General features: G+C 65.7%; 18 protein-coding genes and 1 pseudogene. 12 read left to right on the top strand and 7 right to left on the bottom strand.

Annotation, left to right across the window (positions count from 1 at the left end; genetic code table 11):
* A pseudogene (locus EDE12_RS19365) lies at window positions 1-312 on the top strand (cell division protein FtsH); the annotation flags it as partial.
* Between the two features lie 70 nt (window positions 313-382).
* On the opposite strand, the gene EDE12_RS21965 reads toward EDE12_RS19365, so the two are convergent.
* From EDE12_RS21965 to arsC, 3 genes are all read right to left on the bottom strand, one after another.
* On the bottom strand, window positions 383-529 hold the full coding sequence (locus EDE12_RS21965) for a hypothetical protein (protein ID WP_157096409.1): 147 nt from the start codon (window positions 527-529) through the stop codon (window positions 383-385).
* A 109-nt stretch (window positions 530-638) separates the two neighbouring features.
* A complete protein-coding gene (locus EDE12_RS19360; RefSeq protein WP_026598430.1) occupies window positions 639-971 on the bottom strand; it encodes a YnfA family protein in 333 nt (110 codons plus the stop codon).
* 8 nt (window positions 972-979) lie between these two features.
* Window positions 980-1,330 carry an arsenate reductase (glutaredoxin) gene (gene arsC, locus EDE12_RS19355; RefSeq protein ID WP_024879621.1) on the bottom strand — a complete coding sequence of 117 codons (351 nt, stop codon included), beginning with the start codon at window positions 1,328-1,330 and terminating at the stop codon, window positions 980-982.
* 297 nt (window positions 1,331-1,627) lie between these two features.
* Here arsC and glmM point away from each other — a divergent pair, with 297 nt between their 5' ends.
* The 8 genes from glmM (at window position 1,628) to EDE12_RS19310 (ending at window position 10,383) form a co-directional block, all read left to right on the top strand.
* Window positions 1,628-2,977, top strand: coding sequence for a phosphoglucosamine mutase (gene glmM / locus EDE12_RS19350; protein ID WP_026598429.1), 1,350 nt, complete (start codon window positions 1,628-1,630; stop codon window positions 2,975-2,977).
* A 185-nt stretch (window positions 2,978-3,162) separates the two neighbouring features.
* Entirely contained in the window at window positions 3,163-4,020 is an 858-nt protein-coding gene (locus EDE12_RS19345; RefSeq protein ID WP_024879619.1) for an outer membrane beta-barrel protein, read from the top strand.
* Between the two features lie 142 nt (window positions 4,021-4,162).
* Complete coding sequence (xseA, locus tag EDE12_RS19340) at window positions 4,163-5,737, top strand: exodeoxyribonuclease VII large subunit (RefSeq protein ID WP_026598428.1); 1,575 nt, start codon at window positions 4,163-4,165, stop codon at window positions 5,735-5,737.
* A gap of 948 nt (window positions 5,738-6,685) precedes the next feature.
* On the top strand, window positions 6,686-7,297 hold the full coding sequence (locus EDE12_RS19330) for a DUF1629 domain-containing protein (protein WP_051592433.1): 612 nt from the start codon (window positions 6,686-6,688) through the stop codon (window positions 7,295-7,297).
* A 308-nt stretch (window positions 7,298-7,605) separates the two neighbouring features.
* Window positions 7,606-8,109 carry a DUF2948 family protein gene (locus EDE12_RS19325; RefSeq protein ID WP_245275746.1) on the top strand — a complete coding sequence of 168 codons (504 nt, stop codon included), beginning with the start codon at window positions 7,606-7,608 and terminating at the stop codon, window positions 8,107-8,109.
* Between the two features lie 28 nt (window positions 8,110-8,137).
* Window positions 8,138-9,439: a histidinol dehydrogenase gene (hisD, locus tag EDE12_RS19320; protein ID WP_026598426.1), complete on the top strand. Its 1,302-nt coding sequence runs from the start codon at window positions 8,138-8,140 to the stop codon at window positions 9,437-9,439.
* A 1-nt stretch (window position 9,440) separates the two neighbouring features.
* Complete coding sequence (locus EDE12_RS19315; RefSeq protein WP_026598425.1) at window positions 9,441-9,920, top strand: UPF0262 family protein; 480 nt, start codon at window positions 9,441-9,443, stop codon at window positions 9,918-9,920.
* Between the two features lie 4 nt (window positions 9,921-9,924).
* On the top strand, window positions 9,925-10,383 hold the full coding sequence (locus EDE12_RS19310; protein ID WP_026598424.1) for an arsenate reductase ArsC: 459 nt from the start codon (window positions 9,925-9,927) through the stop codon (window positions 10,381-10,383).
* A 99-nt stretch (window positions 10,384-10,482) separates the two neighbouring features.
* Here EDE12_RS19310 and EDE12_RS19305 read toward each other — a convergent pair whose 3' ends face one another.
* On the bottom strand, window positions 10,483-10,893 hold the full coding sequence (locus tag EDE12_RS19305; protein WP_051592432.1) for an MAPEG family protein: 411 nt from the start codon (window positions 10,891-10,893) through the stop codon (window positions 10,483-10,485).
* Window positions 10,894-11,021: 128 nt separating this feature from the next.
* Here EDE12_RS19305 and EDE12_RS19300 point away from each other — a divergent pair, with 128 nt between their 5' ends.
* Window positions 11,022-11,468: a helix-turn-helix domain-containing protein gene (locus EDE12_RS19300; RefSeq protein WP_134188239.1), complete on the top strand. Its 447-nt coding sequence runs from the start codon at window positions 11,022-11,024 to the stop codon at window positions 11,466-11,468.
* Here EDE12_RS19300 and EDE12_RS19295 read toward each other — a convergent pair.
* On the bottom strand, window positions 11,353-12,519 hold the full coding sequence (locus tag EDE12_RS19295) for an amidase (RefSeq protein WP_036290805.1): 1,167 nt from the start codon (window positions 12,517-12,519) through the stop codon (window positions 11,353-11,355). The genes EDE12_RS19300 and EDE12_RS19295 overlap by 116 nt on opposite strands.
* 130 nt (window positions 12,520-12,649) lie before the next feature.
* Between EDE12_RS19295 and EDE12_RS19290 the strand changes: the two genes are divergently transcribed.
* Window positions 12,650-13,348, top strand: a complete 699-nt coding sequence (locus EDE12_RS19290) for an aquaporin (protein ID WP_026598420.1) — start codon at window positions 12,650-12,652, stop codon at window positions 13,346-13,348.
* An 82-nt stretch (window positions 13,349-13,430) separates the two neighbouring features.
* Window positions 13,431-14,237, top strand: coding sequence for a cyclase family protein (locus EDE12_RS19285; RefSeq protein WP_026598419.1), 807 nt, complete (start codon window positions 13,431-13,433; stop codon window positions 14,235-14,237).
* Window positions 14,238-14,244: 7 nt separating this feature from the next.
* On the opposite strand, the gene EDE12_RS19280 is transcribed toward EDE12_RS19285, so the two are convergent.
* Window positions 14,245-14,835, bottom strand: coding sequence for a biliverdin-producing heme oxygenase (locus EDE12_RS19280; RefSeq protein WP_051592431.1), 591 nt, complete (start codon window positions 14,833-14,835; stop codon window positions 14,245-14,247).
* Entirely contained in the window at window positions 14,832-17,441 is a 2,610-nt protein-coding gene (locus EDE12_RS19275) for an HWE histidine kinase domain-containing protein (RefSeq protein WP_026598418.1), read from the bottom strand. The genes EDE12_RS19280 and EDE12_RS19275 overlap by 4 nt, the downstream gene beginning before the upstream one ends.
* Window positions 17,442-17,585: the final 144 nt, after the last annotated feature.

Genomic DNA, 17,585 nt, shown 5'->3' with positions numbered 1-17,585 from the left:
CAGACGCTCTCCGAGGCGACGCAGCAGACGATCGACTCGGAGGTGCGGCGTCTGGTGCAGGAAGGCTATGACGACGCCAAGCGCATCCTCACCGAAAAGCGCGCCGACCTCGACGTGCTGGCCAATGGCCTGCTGGAGTTCGAGACGCTGACGGGCGAGGAGCTGATCGGCCTGCTGCAAGGCAAGCGCCCCGTGCGCGAGGATCTGCCGCCGGCCGCGCCGCCGGCCCGCCCCTCGCCGGTGCCGTCGACGGGCCGCACCCGGCCTTCGCCGGAGCCGGACGCGGGCGGTCTGGAGCCGCATCCGGTGTGATCGAAGCGGGTTCGAATTGGAAAAGCCCGGCCCCAAAAGGGCCGGGCTTTTTTGTCGACGGCCATGTTTTTCAGAACACGGCGCTATAGAAGGCCCTCGCCCCCAGACGCTGCTCGGCCTGCCAACGCATTCTGCGCCGTCTCGAAATATGCTCCCGGAAAGTGTAGCCCGCCCAGAAGCCGCAGCCGATCGAAACAAGTACCACGAACAAATCCATGATGGCGTCTCCGCTACGCACGCGAACGAATCACGAGGCGGACTCTAACTGCCGGCAACCGGGAGTTCATCATCGTGATTCCGCGCAATCAATGAGATAGCGTCTCATACTATCCAGCACGCGGGCCGAGGAGGATCAACGCCGCCCCCGCGAGGCAGAACGCCGCGCCGGCGACGTCCCAGCGATCCGGCCACACGCCTTCCACGGTCCACAGCCAGAGCAGCGAGGCGGCGATATAGACGCCGCCATAGGCGGCATAGGCGCGGCCGGCCGCCTCCGCCTCGACGCGCGTGAGCAAAAACGCGAAAGCAAAGAGCGACAGCGCGCCCGGCGCGAGCCAGAGCGGCGATTTGCCGAGCCGCGCCCAGGCCCAGAAGGCGAAGCAGCCGCCGATCTCGGCGAAGGCGGCGCCGATATAGGCGAGGAACGTCGCCGCGCCGATCGGACCGCTCACGCGAGCAGCGCTTCGACCGCCTCCGGCGGGCGGCACAGCACGGCCTTGTCGCCGATGACGACGATCGGCCGCTCGATCAAAATCGGATTCTTCTCGATCGCGTCGAAAATCGCCTCGTCCTTCACCGAAGGATCGCCGAGGCCGAGCTCCTCATAGGGCGTGCCGCGCTTGCGCAGAATGTCCCTTACGCCCTTGCCCATCTGCTTCAGCACCGCCTTCAGCGTCTTTCGGTCCGGCGGCGTTTTCAGATATTGCACGATCTCGGGCTCGAGCCCGGCCTCCTTCAGCCGCGCTAGCACCTTGCGAGACGTGCCGCAGGCGGGATTATGATAGATGACGACCTTCATCGAGCCCCCCGGATCATGTTAGCTTGCACGAACATAGCCCCGTCCGCTCGCAGAGCGAAGCGGCGGCGCGGCGCGTTCCGGGCCGCGTTCGGGAATACGCATTAACCACAGGACGCGAAAGGCGATGGAAGCGGCCAGTATGGATGACGATATTTCTTCATATCCTTTTCCGATCATGCCCGCAGGGTCGGCGTTTGGACCGAAAACGCCCACAATCTCGAGGTCGAGTTGGCGCGGCGGCGGCTCTCGCGCCTTTCGGGCGTCGCCGCCCCGCCGTTTCCCGGAGAACGACAAGCAATGACGCGCAGCTATTTCGGCACCGACGGCATTCGCGGACGCGCCAATCAGAAGATCACGCCCGAGCTCGCCCTCAAGGTCGGCCAGGCCGCCGGCCTCGTCTTCAATCGTGACAGCGAGAGGCGCCACCGCGTCGTCATCGGCAAGGACACGCGGCTCTCCGGCTATATGATCGAATATGCGCTGGTCGCCGGCTTCACCTCCGTCGGCATGGAGGTGCTGCTGCTCGGCCCCATGCCGACGCCGGCCGTCGCCATGCTGACGCGCTCCATGCGCGCCGATCTCGGCGTGATGATCTCGGCCTCGCACAATCTCTACGAGGACAATGGCATCAAGCTGTTCGGCCCGGACGCCTATAAGCTCTCCGATGAGACCGAGGCGGAGATCGAGAAGCTGCTCGACCGCGATCTGACCAGCCGGCTCGCCGGGCCGCACGAGCTCGGCCGCGCCAAGCGCGTCGAGGATGTGCGCGCCCGCTATATCGAATACGCCAAGCGCACGCTGCCGCGGAACATGAGCTTCGAGGGGATGCGCGTCGTGCTCGATTGCGCCAATGGCGCCGCCTATAAGGTCGCGCCGGAAGCGCTGTGGGAGCTCGGCGCCGAGGTCATCACCATCGGCGACCAGCCAGACGGCTTCAACATCAATCGCGACGTCGGCTCGACCGCCCCGCAAGCGCTACGCGACAAGGTGCGCGAGATGCGCGCCGATGTCGGCATAGCGCTCGACGGCGACGCCGATCGCGTCATCATGGTCGACGAGCTCGGCCATGTGATCGACGGCGATCAGCTGATGGCGGTGGTCGCGCGCAGCTGGCGCGACGAGGGGCTGCTCGCCAAGCCCGGCGTCGTCGCGACCATCATGTCCAATCTCGGCTTCGAGCGCCATTTGCAGGGGCTCGGCTTGAATCTCGAGCGCACCGCCGTCGGAGACCGCTATGTGATCGAGCGCATGCGCGAGCTCGGTTACAATCTCGGCGGCGAGCAATCGGGCCATGTGATCCTCTCCGATTACGGCACCACCGGTGACGGCCTCGTCACCGCCATGCAGGCGCTCGCCGCGGTGAAGAAGCTGAATCGCAATGTGAGCGAAGTGTGCCGCTGCTTCGAGCCGCTGCCGCAAGTGCTCAAAAATGTGCGGGCGCGCGGCCCGCGTTCGCTGGAGCAGGCGCCCGTCGTCGCGGCGATCGAGGCGGGCCGCCGCCGCCTCGAGGGCTCGGGCCGTCTCGTCATCCGCCCCTCGGGCACAGAGCCGGTCATTCGCGTGATGGGCGAAGGCGACGATCCGGAGATCGTCGGCAGCGTCGTGGACGATATTTGCGACGCGCTCACGCGGGCGGAGGCGGCGTGAAGAGCAAGTAGCGAATAGGGAATAGCGAGTAGCGAATAGCGGTTCGCCCTCTATTCGCTACGCACGGCTACGTACATCGTCGGTAAGGTTAACTCCACTTTAAGCGTTCTCGCTCAATCTTCCTTCACATTGGCGTAGCGCCAAGGGTCCGCGCCGCGGTCCTCTATCGTGAAGGGAAGACATAAATGGGCAAGACGAGAGCCCTCTTCATAGCGGCCGCGTTCGCTTCCGCCATGACAATGACCACGGGCGCATTCGCCGCCGATCTGCTGCTGCCGCCGCCTCCGCCGATCGTGGAGCCGCCGCCGCCCGCCGATTTCGGCGGCTGGTATCTGCGCGGCGACGTCGGCGTCGGCATCAATCAGATTTCCGATCTGCGCTCGACCTTCAGTCCGACCGTGACGGTGATCGCCCCGCAATTCGAGCAGCGTTCGATCGGCGACAGCGCCTTCATCGGCGCCGGCGTCGGCTATCAGTTCAACAGCTGGTTTCGCGCCGATGTGACCGGTGAATATCGCACCGCCTCCAATTATCGCTCGACGCAAAGCTACACCGACATTTGGACCGCCAATTGCGGATTCGTCGGCGCGCGCTGCCAAGACATCTACAATGCGCAGCATCGCGCGGCCGTCTTTCTCGCCAATGGCTATGTCGATCTCGGAACCTGGTGGGGCATAACGCCCTATGTCGGCGGCGGCGTCGGCGTCGCCGTGAACTGGCTCGACAATCTCACCGATTACGGACCCCAGACCGGCGGCTATGGCGCCGCCCGGGATTCGAGCCGCGCCAATTTCGCCTGGGCCGTCGGCGCGGGCCTCGCCTATAGCGTCACGCCCAATTTCAAGGTCGAGCTCGGCTATCGCTATCTCGACATGGGCAGGTTCCAGACCAATGTGATCGGCTGCGCCGCCGCCGGCTGCGCGGGCGAGCGCCAGTATTTCGACGTCTCCTCGCACGACATTCGCCTCGGCTTCCGCTACGCGCTGATGGCGCCGCCGCCGATGCTGATGGCGCCTCCTGGCCCGCTGGTCCGCAAATACTGATCGGAAGCGCTTCTCCGAAGCCTTAGGGCGCGCGGCTCGCGAGAGCCTCGCGCCTTTTCTTTTTGCGGAAGCCCGCGCAATCCTCTGGACGAGGGCCGAGGCCCCCTCGCGAGACGGCGCAAAATCGGCCATATCTCCTCCCATGGCCAAGCGTCCCGCCAAATCCCCCGCCCCAGAGGCCGACGATCCCGCCCCGCCGATCGCCGCCGGGCCGAATGTGCCGGAGCTCTCCGTCTCCGAGCTCGCCAATGCGCTCAAACGCACGGTGGAGGATCGCTTCGGCCATGTGCGCGTGCGCGGCGAGATCACCAATTATCGGGGGCCGCATTCCTCGGGCCATGTCTATTTCAGCCTCAAGGACCAGAACGCCCGCCTCGACGCCGTGATCTGGAAGATGACCTTCCTGCGCCTGCGCGTGAAGCCGCAGGAGGGGCTCGAGGTCGTCGCCATCGGCAAGATCAGCACGTTTCCAGGCAAGTCCTCCTATCAGATCGTCATCGAGACGCTGGAGCCGGCCGGCGCCGGCGCGCTGATGGCGCTGCTGGATGAGCGGCGCAAGCGCCTCGCCGCCGAGGGGCTGTTCGACGCCGAGCGCAAAAAGCCCCTGCCCTTCCTGCCCCTCGTCGTGGGCGTCGTCACCTCGCCGACCGGCGCGGTGATTCGCGATATTCTGCACCGGCTGCTGGATCGTTTTCCGCGCCGCGTGCTGGTCTGGCCGGTGCGTGTGCAGGGCGAGACCTGCGCCGCAGAGGTCGCCGCGGCGATAGATGGCTTCAACGCTCTGCCCGTGGGCGGGGCAATTCCGCGGCCGGATGTGCTGATCGTCGCGCGCGGCGGCGGCTCGCTCGAGGATTTGTTCGGCTTCAATGAGGAAATCGTGGTGCGCGCGGCGGCGGCGAGCGCCATTCCGCTGGTCTCGGCGATCGGCCATGAGACCGACACCACGCTCATCGATTTCGTCGCCGATCTGCGCGCCCCCACGCCCACGGGCGCGGCGGAAAAATGCGTGCCGGTGCGCGCCGAGCTAGTGGAGCATACGGCGACGCTCGCCCGCCGCCTCGCCGGGGCGGAGCGGCGGCTTCTGGACGCCAATCGCCGGCAGCTCGCCTCTCTGCAGCGCGTGCTGCCGGCGGGGGCGCAATTGCTGCTCGCGCCCGCCCAGCGCGCCGATCGCGCCGGCGAGCGGCTGCGCGGCAATCTGCGCCGCGCGCTGGACGGCAGGCGGCTCGCGCTCTCACGCGTCTCCCATGTGCTGGCCCGCCATTCGCCGCAGGCGGAGCTGGCGCGCGCCTCCGAGCGGCTGAAGGGCCTCCAGGCGCGCCTGCGCCAGGGCCTCGCCGCCCGGCTCGCCCTCTCCCGCCGGGAGGCCGAAGGCGCGCAAAGGCGCCTCGACCATGCCGAGCAGCGGCTGCGCTCGGCCTTCATCCGCATATTGGACGAGCGGCAGGCGCGGCTCGAGCGGCTCGATCAGCTACGCAAGACGCTCGGCTATGAGCAGGTGCTGGCGCGCGGCTTCGCTCTGGTGCGCGACGAGACGGGCGCGCTGCTGCGGCAGGCGGCGGACATCGCGCCGGGCCAGAGGCTGGATGTGCAATTTTCCGACGGCCATGTCGCCGCGCAAGCGGAATCCGGCGGCGCGTCGCCCGCTCCGGCCCCTACCGCACGGCCGAAGCGCGGAAAAGACAAGGGCGGCGGCGGCCAGGGGTCCTTGTTTTGAGCCGCGCCATTCCGCGCTGACAGTGGTCCGCAACAATGAAACATCGAACGCAGCTTTTGCCGAAATATTATGATATCGACTCCGATGACGCCTATGGCGGATATATCTTTGATCTCGTCAATCGTGAGAATCTCCAGAGCGACGGCAATTGGCTGCTCGCCAAGCCTGCCTGGCCAGACGGCTATGGAAACCTGCCGAGGCATCCCTGGCGATTCCCGAATTATCTCGAAAGGCCGCGCGTTCTTTTGGACGGGAAGCCTGGACGAGCATTGGCCGATTTACGGAACCAAGATGGATTTTGGTTCGTCTCGCGCGCGATGAAGGCTCTTTTGGAGCAGATAGATCCGAGCGCCTGCGAATTTCGCGAATGCGAAACGGTCTTTGCGTCCGGCGACGCTGGTCCCGAATATTGGCTCTGCTCGGCGACGCGATTTCTCTTTGGCAAGGATGTGATCGATTGCGGAGCGATCGAGGAGTTGACGCTTCGACCGGCTCCGAATGGATTCGTCGACTATGTCGTCTATCCTCAGACAAAGATACGTTTCAAACCCGAAGCCATAGGCTCGGCGCATTTGTTCCGCGTCGTCGAGTTGGGACGAAGCATATTTTGCGATCAGTCCGTGAAAGACGCGTGCAGAGCGGCCGGAAGCAAAGGCGTGCGCTTCGACAAAATGGGCGCATAGCCTGAAACCCGGGCCATCCGTGCCGCAAAACCAATCCCCTCATCCTGAGGAGGTCCCGAAGGGGCCGTCTCGAAGGATGGGCCGCTGCGCCTTCTGGAGCATCCTTCGAGGCTTTTTGCGTTCCGCAAAAAGCGCCTCAGGATGAGGGCTTTGGTTTTGCCGAGGGGATCGACGCACGGACATGCTCCGATCATCGTCGTCGTGAATTCTCGAGAGGAATGCTCGCGGGACTGAAAAAATGCGAAAGCGGCCGAAATATTATGCGATGGACGAAGATATATGCGGACTGAGATCGGCGGGTCTCCAGCTCCTGAATTCTGAAAAGCTCCAAAAGGACGCCAAAGGACTCGCACCGGCGATCGGCTGGCCCGACGGCTATGGCGTCTTGCCGAGACATCCGTTTCGCTTCCCCGATTATCTCGAGGTCCCGAGAGTCCTGATCGATAAGCGTCTCGGGCGCCCGCTTCGCGATTTGGAGAACAGGCAGGGATTTTGGTACGTATCGCCTGCTTTGAAAGCCGTATTGGAGCAATTCGCGCCCGGCGCCTGCGAATTCAGCAGATGCGAAACGGTTCTGCCGTCGGGAGAGGCCGGATCGGAGTTGTGGCTTTGCAGCGTCACACGATGTCTATACGGCCGAGACGTCATAGACCCGGAGGCGACGAAGGACTTCAAGGCGCGCGAGGATATGAACGGCTTGCTCAACTACGGGTTGACGCCAACCTATTCCCTGCGGTTCAGGCCGGAAGCGATCGGATCGGAGCATCTTTTCCGGCTCGTCGAAATGGTTAGTAGGGTTTTTTGCGATCAGCTCATGAAAGACGCCTGCAAAGCAGCGGGGATCAAAGGCGTGAGCTTCGAAAAAATTGGCGTATGATAAGGAAACAGTCCCCTCATCCTGAGGAGGCCCCAAAGGGGCCGTCTCGAAGGATGGGCCGCCGCGCCTTCTGGAGCATCCTTCGAGGCTTTTTGCGTTCCGCAAAAAGCGCCTCAGGATGAGGGAGTTGGGTTTTGCCGAGTGGGGTCGACAACACTCCTAGCGCCTGTCCAAAGCCGGAGGAAAAGCTCAGCCGCGCTCAGCCGCCGAGCACCGCCCAAAGCCGATTCATCTTTTTTTTACCGGAACGTGTCCCGGCGCCCCGCCCCAGCTCCGACCCGGTTGCGCAGCGAAACGGCGCTCGCCATATGCTCGAACAGGAGGCCCGCTCCATGTTCAAGCGCTCGTCATCGCCACAGTCCGATGGTCTGAGGCTCCAGGCAATGGACGCCGAGGACCTCTCCTGCCTCTCCGCCCTGCTCCAGGATGCGCTGGTGCGGGTCGGGGACATCGCCTTTCTGCCCGAGCAGCGGCGTTTCGCCTTCGTCGGCTGCCGCTATGATTGGGCCGCCGCCGAGCAGGGCAAACGCGAGCGCTGCCATTCCGGCGTCCATTTCGACGGGGTGCGGCGGGTGCGCCAGCTCAAAATCCCCCGCGCCGAGCCCGAAGCGATTTTGGATCTTCTCGCCGTCACTTTCGAGCCCGCCGCCGAGCCGCCAGGGGGCGTCGTCACGCTGGTTTTCGCCGGCGGCGCGGCGATTTCGCTCGATGTCGAATGCGTCGAGGCCCGCCTCCAGGACCTCGGACCGCGCTGGGCCGCGAAGGCCTGTCCGTCACATGAGCTTGACGAAGACGGCGAGGGAGGGTCATGACAACCGGAAATACCGGTTGGAGAAGAACATGACTTGGCGATTGGATGCGTCGGCGGCGGATTTCGAGGAGCGCTTCACCGCGCTGCTGGCGACGAAGCGCGAGGCCGCCCAGGACGTCGACGACACCGTCCGCGGCATTATCGAGGATGTGGCCGCCCGCGGCGATGCGGCGCTGATCGATTATTCCAAGCGCTTCGACCATATCGACCTCGCCGAAACCGGCATCGCGCTGACGAAAGCCGAGATCGACGCGGCCGAGGCCAAGGTGCCGAAGGAGACGCTGGCCGCCCTCGATCTCGCCCACGCCCGCATCAAAGCCTTCCACGAGCGCCAGCGGCCGCAGGACCTGCGCTATAAGGACGAGGCCGGCGTCGAGCTCGGCTGGCGCTGGAGCGCGCTCGAATCGGTCGGCCTCTATGTGCCGGGCGGCACCGCCTCCTACCCCTCCTCCGTGCTGATGAACGCCGTGCCGGCCAAGGTGGCCGGCGTCGATCGGCTGGTGATGGTGGTCCCCGCCCCGCATGGGGTGATCGACCCGCTGGTGCTGGCCGCCGCCAAGCGCGCCGGCGTCGATGAGGTCTATCGCGTCGGCGGCGCGCAGGCCGTCGCGGCGCTGGCCTATGGCACCAAGACCATTCGCCCCGTGGCCAAGATCGTCGGCCCCGGCAACGCCTGGGTTGCGGCCGCCAAGCGCCGCGTCTTCGGCCTCGTCGGCATCGACATGATCGCCGGCCCCTCGGAAATTCTGGTGCTCGCCGATAAGACCGCCAATCCCGATTGGGTGGCGATCGATCTGCTCGCCCAGGCGGAGCACGACGAATCGGCGCAGTCGATCCTCATCACCGACGATCCTTCCTTCGCCGAGGCGACCGCCGCCGCCGTGGAGCGCCAGCTGGCGACGCTCTCGCGCTTCGAGATCGCCTCCAAGAGCTGGCGCGACTATGGCGCGATCATCGTGACCAAGAGCCTCGCCGAGTCGATCCCGCTCGCCGACCGCATCGCCGCCGAGCATTTGGAGATCGTCTCGGAAGACGCCGAGGAATTAGCGGCGAAGGTGCGCAACGCCGGCGCCATCTTCATCGGCGCCTATACGCCCGAGGCGATCGGCGATTATGTCGGCGGCTCCAATCACGTTCTGCCGACGGCGCGCTCGGCGCGCTTCTCGTCGGGCCTCAGCGTGCTGGATTTCGTGAAGCGCACGTCGATCTTGAAATGCGACGCCGCCTCGCTGAAGGAGATCGGCCCCGCCGCCGTCGCTCTCGGCGACGCCGAGCGGCTGCAAGCGCATGCGCGCTCTGTGGCCATGCGCCTCGATCAGCGCGGGGCGTGAGGTGTCGACAAGCGCGACCAAGCGGCTGATCTCCGTCACGCTCGATGAGGCATCCATCGGGCGCGGCACGGCGGATCAGGAGCATGAGCGCGCCATCGCCATCTATGATCTCATCGAGGACAACAGCTTCGCGCTGGAAGGGCATGACGGCGGGCCTTACGCCCTCGTCATCGCCCTGCATGACGCCAAGCTCGTCTTCGACGTGCGCGACGAGGCAGGCGCCACGATCGTCACGCATATTTTATCGCTGACGCCCTTCAAGCGCCTGCTGAAAGACTATTTTCTGGTTTGCGAGACCTATTACGCCGCGATCCGCACCGCGACGCCGAGCCGGATCGAGGCGATCGACATGGGCCGGCGCGGGCTGCACAATGAAGGCGCGGCCCTGCTCGCCGAACGGCTGAAGGGCAAGATCGACTGCGACTCGGACACTGCGCGCCGCCTCTTCACGCTGGTCACGGCCCTGCATTGGAAGGGCTGAGCCCATGCCGGAGGAAGGCGGACTCGTATCGCGGCCACATGCCGTGCTGTTCGCCTGCACGCAGAACGCCGTCCGCTCGCCCATGGCAGAAGCGCTGGGGCGTCATTATTTCGGCCGCGAAATCTATTTCGCCTCCGCCGGGCTGAAGCGCGGCGAGCCCGATCCTTTCGCCATAGCGGCGATGGACGAGATCGGCGTCGATATCTCGCGCCACAAGCCGCATAGCTTCGAAGATCTCGAAGATTCCAACTTCGATCTCATCGTGACTCTGTCGCCGGAGTCGCATCACAAGGCGCTGGAGTTCACGCGCGCCATGGCTGTCGACGTCGTCTATTGGCCGACGCTCGACGCCACCGCGACCAGCGGCTCGCGCGAGACGATCATGGAATCCTATCGCGCCGTGCGGGATTCGCTGTCGAAGCGCATTTTGAAGCTGCTGTCGGTGGAGCATGGATCGGATTGAGGCCGCCAAAAAAAGCGGTCATCGCGAGCGAAGCGAAGCGATCCAGGGGCCGCCCGACGACTCTGGATTGCTTCGCTCCGCTCGCAATGACGGGAAATGTCACCCACGCGCCAGAACAGCGAAGAGCAGCGTGAGCTGACAGAAGAAGCCGATGAGGAACATCGGCGTGCGCACCCACGGCAGGCCCAGCGTGTAGACGACATAATGCGCGGCGCGCGAGGCGAAGAACAAGAGCGCAGCGAGCGCCGTCGCCGAGGTGCCGCCGCCGACGATCTGAATCGTCAATGCGAGCACGGCGAAGACGACGAGATTTTCGATCATATTCGTATGGGCGCTCTTGGCGCGCTGCGCCCAGGGCGCCTTGGTGGCGACGTCATGCAGAGGATCGCGGAAGGCCTCGATCGGTCCCAGCTGCAAAATGCGCTGTAGAATATAGGGAATCCACAAGACCGAGGCGAGGCCGGCGGTCAGCACGGTCCAATAGAGCTCGGGAGAAATTGCGTTGGTCATAGCGTGTCGCGCTCCTCTAGGATCAAAGACGACGCGAAGGTAGCGGAACGCTTTTCATTGGTGAAGTACGCAGAAATTTCGCATATACTGACATATGCCGCCCATACGGCAATATTGGATACTGCCCCATGCGCAAGCAGCGCCACGTAGAATATGACGAATGCCCGATCGAGGGCGCGATGGATATCATCGGCGGCAAATGGAAGCCGTCGATCCTGTTCCGTCTCGCCGATGGAACCAAGCGCTTTTCCGAATTGCAGCGGCTGCTGAAAACGATCACGCAGCGCACGCTCACGCAGCAATTGCGCGATCTCGAGCGCGATCGCATGATCTCGCGCCACGTCTATGCGGAAGTGCCGCCGCGCGTGGAATACAGCCTCACCGAGCGCGGCCGCTCGCTGGAGCCGGTGCTGGCGCTCTTGTTCCGCTGGGGCGTCGACAATGTGCTGGCGGAAAAGGCTACAGCCCCGAAAGTCCCCGCGCCGCGGCGATCAGCCGACGGTCCGACCAGCGCGGGCCGATCAACGAAATCGCGAGCGGCGGCGCGCCCGCGGGCCGCGAAAGCGGAACGCTGATCTGCGGCAGGCCGAAGAAGCTGGCGAAGAGAAACGTGCGGAACATTTGATAGCGCTTGGCGTCGAGCGCTTCCTCGCTCTCGCCCAGCCGTGGCGAGACGAAAGGCGTCGTCGGAACGACGATGAGGCTGTTCTCGCCGAACATGGCGGAGACACGCGCGCGCCCATCGCGCCGAAAAGCGTCGGCCTCGGCTTTGCCGGCAGGCGTCACTTTCGACGCGATGTCGAAGCGCTGCGCTATGCCGGGGCCGAATTGTGGATGTTCCGCCGTGATCCAGGCGCCATGCGCGCCCCAGGCCTCATAGGCCTGGAGATTGCGGAAATGACGCAGCGACTCGGCCCAGAATTCCTCGCCCAATGTTACGTCTCGCTCGGAAAATCCTTGCGCGACGATGGCGCGCGCCGGCGCCATGGCCGCGGCGGTCTCGGCGTCGCATTGCGCGAAAGTCTCGTCGAGGAAGACGGCCTCGTCGAATGCGCCTTGCGTGAAATCGCGCGGCAGCAGCGTGTCGCCGACCCGCGCCATGAGATCGATATCGCGCGCGAACCAGCCGATGACGTCGAGCGAGGCGGCGAGCGGAACGACGCCATTCACGCAAATCGCGCCATGCGAGGAGCGAAATCCGTAAATTCCGCAAAAGGCCGCCGGCGCGCGGCAGGAGCCGGCCGTATCCGTGCCCAGCGCGAAATCGGCGAGGCCCGCCGCGACAGCCGCCGCCGAGCCGGAGGAGGAGCCGCCCGGATGGCGATCCGGCGCGGCGGGATTTTTTGGCGTTCCGTAATGGGCGTTGGCGCCCAGCAGGCTATAGGCCATCTCGTCCATATGCGCCTTGCCGACCAGCCGCGCGCCGCAAGCGAGCAGCCGATCGACGACGGGCGCGTTGATGGCGGCGGGCGCATGAGTCGCCGCCCATGTCGGCTGGCCATTGGCGGAGACGAGGCCCTCGACGTCGATGTTCTCCTTGACGACGAAGCGCGCGCCCGAAAGCGGCCCCTGCGCCGACGCCGAAACATCGAGCGAATGCGTCAAAGCGGACGAAGAGCCCGACATTCCGTTTCCTCCCATCGAGCGCCGCGCGATTATTCATTTCCAGTTCATCGGCGATGCTGATTTTCGACGACGATCCGACTTTTACAAGATGCGGATTAGATTTTCACGAAATGACAGGTGCGGAATGACAATGAAGAAATATGTCGCCGAGGCGATCGGCGCAGGCGCTCTGGTGCTGCTCGGATGCGGCTCGGTGACGCTCGGCGAGCTCGGCGGCGTGCTGAGCTCGACGCAAGGCGTCGGCCCGCTCGCCGTGCTGCCCATCGCCTTCGCCTTCGGCCTCACCGTGACGGCCTTCGCTTATGGGATCGGGCCGGTCTCGGGCTGCCACATCAATCCGGCGGTCTCGATCGGCGTCTGGTCCGCGGGGCGGCTCTCGACGCTCAATCTGATCGGCTACATCATCGCGCAATGTCTCGGAGCCATCGCGGGCGCGGCGATCCTCTACGCGATATTGAAAGGCCGCGAAGGCGGATATGACGTCGCCGTCGCCGGCCTCGGTCAGAATGGATGGAGCAATATTTCGACGACCTCGGCCTTTCTGGCGGAATTCGTCGGCACATTCCTGTTTCTGGTCGTCATCCTCGGCGCGACCTCGACCAATGGCGGCACCGCCTCGGCGGGCGTGGCCATCGGCCTCGCGCTCGTCGTCATCCATATCGCGCTCATTCGCGTGACCGGCACCTCCGTCAATCCGGCGCGCTCGCTCGGCCCGGCGGTGTTCGTCGGCGGCAAGGCGCTGGAACAGCTGTGGCTGTTCTTCGCGGCTCCGCTGCTCGGCGGACTGACGGCCGGCCTGCTGTTCCGCTGGCGCAGCCTCGAGCCCTGATCGGATCGCTCCGGCCTTCACACGATTGAGCCGGAGCTTTCGCGCATGGCAGGATCGCTCCTCTTTGCGAGGAGATCGATCGATGGCGCATCACCCGATCCGCGGCTTGGTCCTGGCCGCTTCTCTCTCATCCCTGATCGCGGCGCCCGCCTTCGGCCAGAGCCTCGATCTCTCCAAATCGACCATCGTCGATCTGACGCATCCCTTCGACGCCAAAACCATTTATTGGCCGACCTCGCCCTCGGGCTTCGAACTCAAATCGCTGCACAACGGCCTTACCGAGCGCGGCTATTTCTATGCGGCGAACAGCTTCTGCTCGCCCGAGCATGGCGGCACGCATCTCGACGCGCCATTGCATTTCGCTCGAGGCCATTGGACCAGCGCCGAAATTCCGGTCGATCGCTTCGTCGGGCCGGCCTTCGTCATCGATGTGAGCGCCAAGGCCGCCGCCGATCCAGATTACACGCTGACGCCGGAAGATATCGCCGAATGGGAGGGAGCGCATGGGCGCATTCCGCAAGGCGCGATCGTGCTGCTGCGCACCGGCTGGAGCGCGCGCTGGAGTGACCGTAAATCCTATCTCGGCGACGATACACCCGGCGACGCCTCGCATCTGCACTTCCCCGGCTTTGGCGCGCAGGCGGCGGCGCTGCTCGTCGTCGATCGCCGCGCCAAGCTCATCGGCATAGATACGGCGAGCGTCGATAATGGGCCGTCGCAGGATTTTCTGGTGCATCGAATCGTCGCCGGCGCCGACGCCGCCGGGCTCGAGAATCTCGACAATCTCGACAAATTGCCGGCGACCGGCGCGGTGGTCTTCGCTCTGCCGATGAAGATTTCCGGCGGCACCGGCGGGCCGGCGCGCATCGTCGCCGTCGTGGCGCAATGAGCCGCGTCTATTCGTGATCGGCGAGCCAATGCTCGAGCGCGTGAAAGCTCGCCTGCGCGCCGTCGATCATCGCCGGCAGCAGGCCGCGCGCCGCGCCCGCCTCCAGCGCCGCGCAGCAGAGGCGCCAATCCTCCGTCTCGCCGCCGGAGAGGAAGCGTCGGCCGCGCGCGCACCCTGCGCCGAGCAGCGGATCGAGCGCGGCGGCGAGAAAGGCCGCGCCGAGGCTCGATCCTTCGCGCACATAGAGCGCGCCGAGCCACTCGCCCGGCCCGCCGAGCGCCGGCGCTTCGGCCAGGGGCAGATGCGCGATGAATTCGCCGCTCGCGCCGAGATCGAAAAGATCGCGCGTGAGGAGATGCGCGCGGGCGTCGATGCGCAGATCGACGCCATGGCAGAGCGCGGCCTCGATCAGGGCGCGCTCGAACGGCAGATGAAATCCGTAGAGCCGCGCCAGCAAACGCAGATATTGCGACGACGCGATCCGTCCCGCGGCGAGCGCCGCCAGCGTGGGATGCGCATGCAGCCGCAGATGCGCCGCCCGTGTCGCGTTGCGCAGCGCCGCTCGCGCCGGCGAGACGATCTCGCCCGCGGCGCTCACGCGCGCGACGCCTGCCGCCGCGAGGCCGCGCGTGTCGAGGCCTCTTGCGTCATTGCGCGCGAGAGAGCGCCCACCAGCTTCTCCGGCGCATAGGGCTTGGTGACGACGGGACGGCCGGCGAAGCGCGCGGGCGTCACGATGCGGCTCTCGAAGCCCGTGGTGAAGACGAAAGGGACATGCGCCTGGGCCAGCGCATCGGCGACCGGCCATACCGGCTCGCCGTCCAGATCTATGTCGAGCAGAGCGACGTCGAAATCGGGCCGCAGCGCCGCGCGCAGGCCGTCCCAGACAGTGGCGCAGCTATGCGTGATCTCCATACCCCATTCCTCCAGCAGCTCGCGGACGGAGAGCGCGACGAGCGCGGCGTCCTCGACCAGCAGAACGCGGCGATGCGACAGGGCTCGCGGGGGCGGCTCGCAGGCGCTTCCGCCTTGCGACTGCTTCTCCCTCTCGCGCGGCCCCTTGGCGAAGGCGATCTGCGAGACAGGAATGCGCAAGCGGCATTGGACGCCGCTCGCGGCGAAGCTCAGCTCCGCCGCGCCGCCGAGATCGATCGCCAGCGTGCGCTCGATCAGCATGCGCCCGAAGCCGGAGCGCTCCGGCGGCGCGACCTTCGGGCCTTTGCTCTCCTTCCAGCTCAGCTCGACGTTCTCCGCGCCCTTCTCGCGGCGACGGCGCCAATCGATGCGCACCATGCCGCCCGGCGTGGAGAGCGCGCCATATTTGGCGGCGTTGGTGGCGAGCTCGTGGATCGCCATGCTGACGGCGAGCGCCGCCTTGGGCTTCAAGGCGATCGGCTCGCCGCTGATGTGGCAGGCGTTCGCCTCGGCCTGGCGAAAGGGCGCGAGCTCGTCCTCGACGATGGCGCGGATCGACAGGCCTTCCCATCGGCTCTGCGTGAGCAGATTTTGCACGCGCGCCATCATCAGCAGCCGGCTCTGCAATGTCGCGTTGAACTCCTCGAGCGAAGCGGAGGAGCGCGCCGTGAAGCGCACCAGCGACTGAATCACCGAGAGCGTGTTCTTCACGCGATGCTCGAGCTCGGCCATCAGAAAATCCTGACGCGCCTGCGCCGTCTGCCGCTCGCGCAGGGCGAGATCGAGCGCATGGACGAAGACCTCGAGGATCGACGAGCGCAGCGAACGCGCGATCTCGATTTCCGTGTCGCTCCAGGCGCGCGATTGCAGACGCACTGTCTCCTCCCAGGCCTCGAAGGAGGCGCGCGGCGTCAGCGTCTCGCCATCCGCCTCCACCGCCTTGGCCGGATTGCCCGCCCAGCGCACGACCTGCCGCAGCTCGCCGCGAAAAAACAGCACATAATCCTTCGGCGCGCGCGAGACGGCGAGGGCGAGCACGCCGGAGGCGACGTCGCAATAGGCTTCCGCCGGCGCATAGGAGAGCGGCAGGCGGTCGGTCGCGAGCACGCCCTGCTGCGCATGCTCGTGAATCCAGCCGACCAGCGCGCCAATCTGCGCGGCGGAAGGCGCGCGGCCGAGCGTCACGCATTCGCCATCGATGCAAACCGCGCAGCCGTCCGCCTCGATCAGATCGAGCAGATTGGGCTGTCCGCCGAGCAGCGCGCCGGCGAGGTCGCCACGGCCGGACATGGCGCCGACGAGACGGCTCTGCACCTCGCCCGCGCGCATGCGCCGCTTTGACGTCTCACCCTCGAGACGGCTCTGAAACTCGAGCGAGATCATCTGCGCGAACAGCTCGCAGGCGGCGCGGCGGCGCAGATCGAGGAAATGCGGCGTGCGATGGTGACAGGCGACGAGACCGAACAGCTCGCCGCCGACGACGATCGACACGGACATGGAGGCGCGCACGCCCATATTGGCGAGATAGCGCAAATGCACGGGCGAGACGCTGCGCAAAATGCTGCAGCTGAGATCGAGCGGACGGCCGGTCGAAGGCGAGAGCGCCGGCTCTATCGGCGCCGGCGTGTAGCGCGCGTCCGGTATGAGACGCAGCCAATTGGTCACATAGAGCTTGCGCGCCTGCTGCGGAATGTCGGAGGCCGGAAAGCGCAGGCCGAGATAGGAATCGCAGCCCTCCGCCGCTGTCTCGGCGATGACGCTCCCCGAGCCGTCCGGCAGAAAGCGATAGACCATCACATGGTCGAAGCCGGTCGCCTTCGCCGTCTCCCGCGCAATGGCCTCGGCATAGGCCTCTATGGTCTCGGCGCACGCCATCGCGGCGAGCATTTTTTGCACGAGCCCGAGCGGATCGCGCTCGACGTCGGCGCGGCGCGGCTCCAGCTCGATGAGGATGACGCCATCGCCTATATGGACGACGCCCTCGAGCGCGACCGCACCGTCGCTCGCCTCCGTCTCGAAGGCGAAGCAGGAGCGCGGCCCCTCGTCGGCGAGGATGCGCGTCAGCCGCGTCGCCGCCACCGCGCCGAGCCGCGCCTCCACATTCTGGCCGAGCAGAGCGCTATGCGAGGCGCCGAGCAGCGCCTGCGTGTCGCCCGCGATCTGGTCGATGCGCATATCGTCCGGATCGAGGGCCAGAAGCACGCCATGCGGCTGGATCGCACCCGGCGTATGGATCGGCTCCCGATCGCAAATCGATAGTTCGACGCTCTGCGGGACGTCTCCTGTCATCGCGTCGCCGCTCCAGCGTCATGTTTGCGATGGGCGGTCATATAAGGCCGGACGCCTCGGCCTGTAGGGGCGCCGGCGGCGCGTCTCACGGTGAATCAAAATTAACCATTGACCCCTTAAGCTCCGCAACCATTGCCAGACCAA

Source organism: Methylosinus sp. sav-2, assembly GCF_004366495.1.
In the GTDB taxonomy this organism is placed as follows: domain Bacteria; phylum Pseudomonadota; class Alphaproteobacteria; order Rhizobiales; family Beijerinckiaceae; genus Methylosinus.
The sequence above is the reverse complement of the archived record's forward strand: the minus strand, read 5'-3'. Positions and strand labels throughout refer to the sequence as shown.

Excerpts from the sequence above, each read along its gene's own strand:
- EDE12_RS19325 (WP_245275746.1), top strand. The coding sequence starts at position 7,606 with ATGCTCGAACAGGAGGCCCGCTCCATGTTCAAGCGCTCGTCATCGCCA.
- EDE12_RS19300 (WP_134188239.1), top strand. The coding sequence starts at position 11,022 with ATGCGCAAGCAGCGCCACGTAGAATATGACGAATGCCCGATCGAGGGC.
- glmM (WP_026598429.1), top strand. The coding sequence starts at position 1,628 with ATGACGCGCAGCTATTTCGGCACCGACGGCATTCGCGGACGCGCCAAT.
- EDE12_RS19305 (WP_051592432.1), bottom strand. The coding sequence starts at position 10,893 with ATGACCAACGCAATTTCTCCCGAGCTCTATTGGACCGTGCTGACCGCC.
- EDE12_RS19345 (WP_024879619.1), top strand. The coding sequence starts at position 3,163 with ATGGGCAAGACGAGAGCCCTCTTCATAGCGGCCGCGTTCGCTTCCGCC.
- EDE12_RS19330 (WP_051592433.1), top strand. The coding sequence starts at position 6,686 with ATGGACGAAGATATATGCGGACTGAGATCGGCGGGTCTCCAGCTCCTG.
- xseA (WP_026598428.1), top strand. The coding sequence starts at position 4,163 with ATGGCCAAGCGTCCCGCCAAATCCCCCGCCCCAGAGGCCGACGATCCC.
- EDE12_RS19310 (WP_026598424.1), top strand. The coding sequence starts at position 9,925 with ATGCCGGAGGAAGGCGGACTCGTATCGCGGCCACATGCCGTGCTGTTC.
- arsC (WP_024879621.1), bottom strand. The coding sequence starts at position 1,330 with ATGAAGGTCGTCATCTATCATAATCCCGCCTGCGGCACGTCTCGCAAG.
- hisD (WP_026598426.1), top strand. The coding sequence starts at position 8,138 with ATGACTTGGCGATTGGATGCGTCGGCGGCGGATTTCGAGGAGCGCTTC.
- EDE12_RS19275 (WP_026598418.1), bottom strand. The coding sequence starts at position 17,441 with ATGACAGGAGACGTCCCGCAGAGCGTCGAACTATCGATTTGCGATCGG.
- EDE12_RS21965 (WP_157096409.1), bottom strand. The coding sequence starts at position 529 with ATGGATTTGTTCGTGGTACTTGTTTCGATCGGCTGCGGCTTCTGGGCG.
- EDE12_RS19290 (WP_026598420.1), top strand. The coding sequence starts at position 12,650 with ATGAAGAAATATGTCGCCGAGGCGATCGGCGCAGGCGCTCTGGTGCTG.
- EDE12_RS19285 (WP_026598419.1), top strand. The coding sequence starts at position 13,431 with ATGGCGCATCACCCGATCCGCGGCTTGGTCCTGGCCGCTTCTCTCTCA.
- EDE12_RS19295 (WP_036290805.1), bottom strand. The coding sequence starts at position 12,519 with ATGTCGGGCTCTTCGTCCGCTTTGACGCATTCGCTCGATGTTTCGGCG.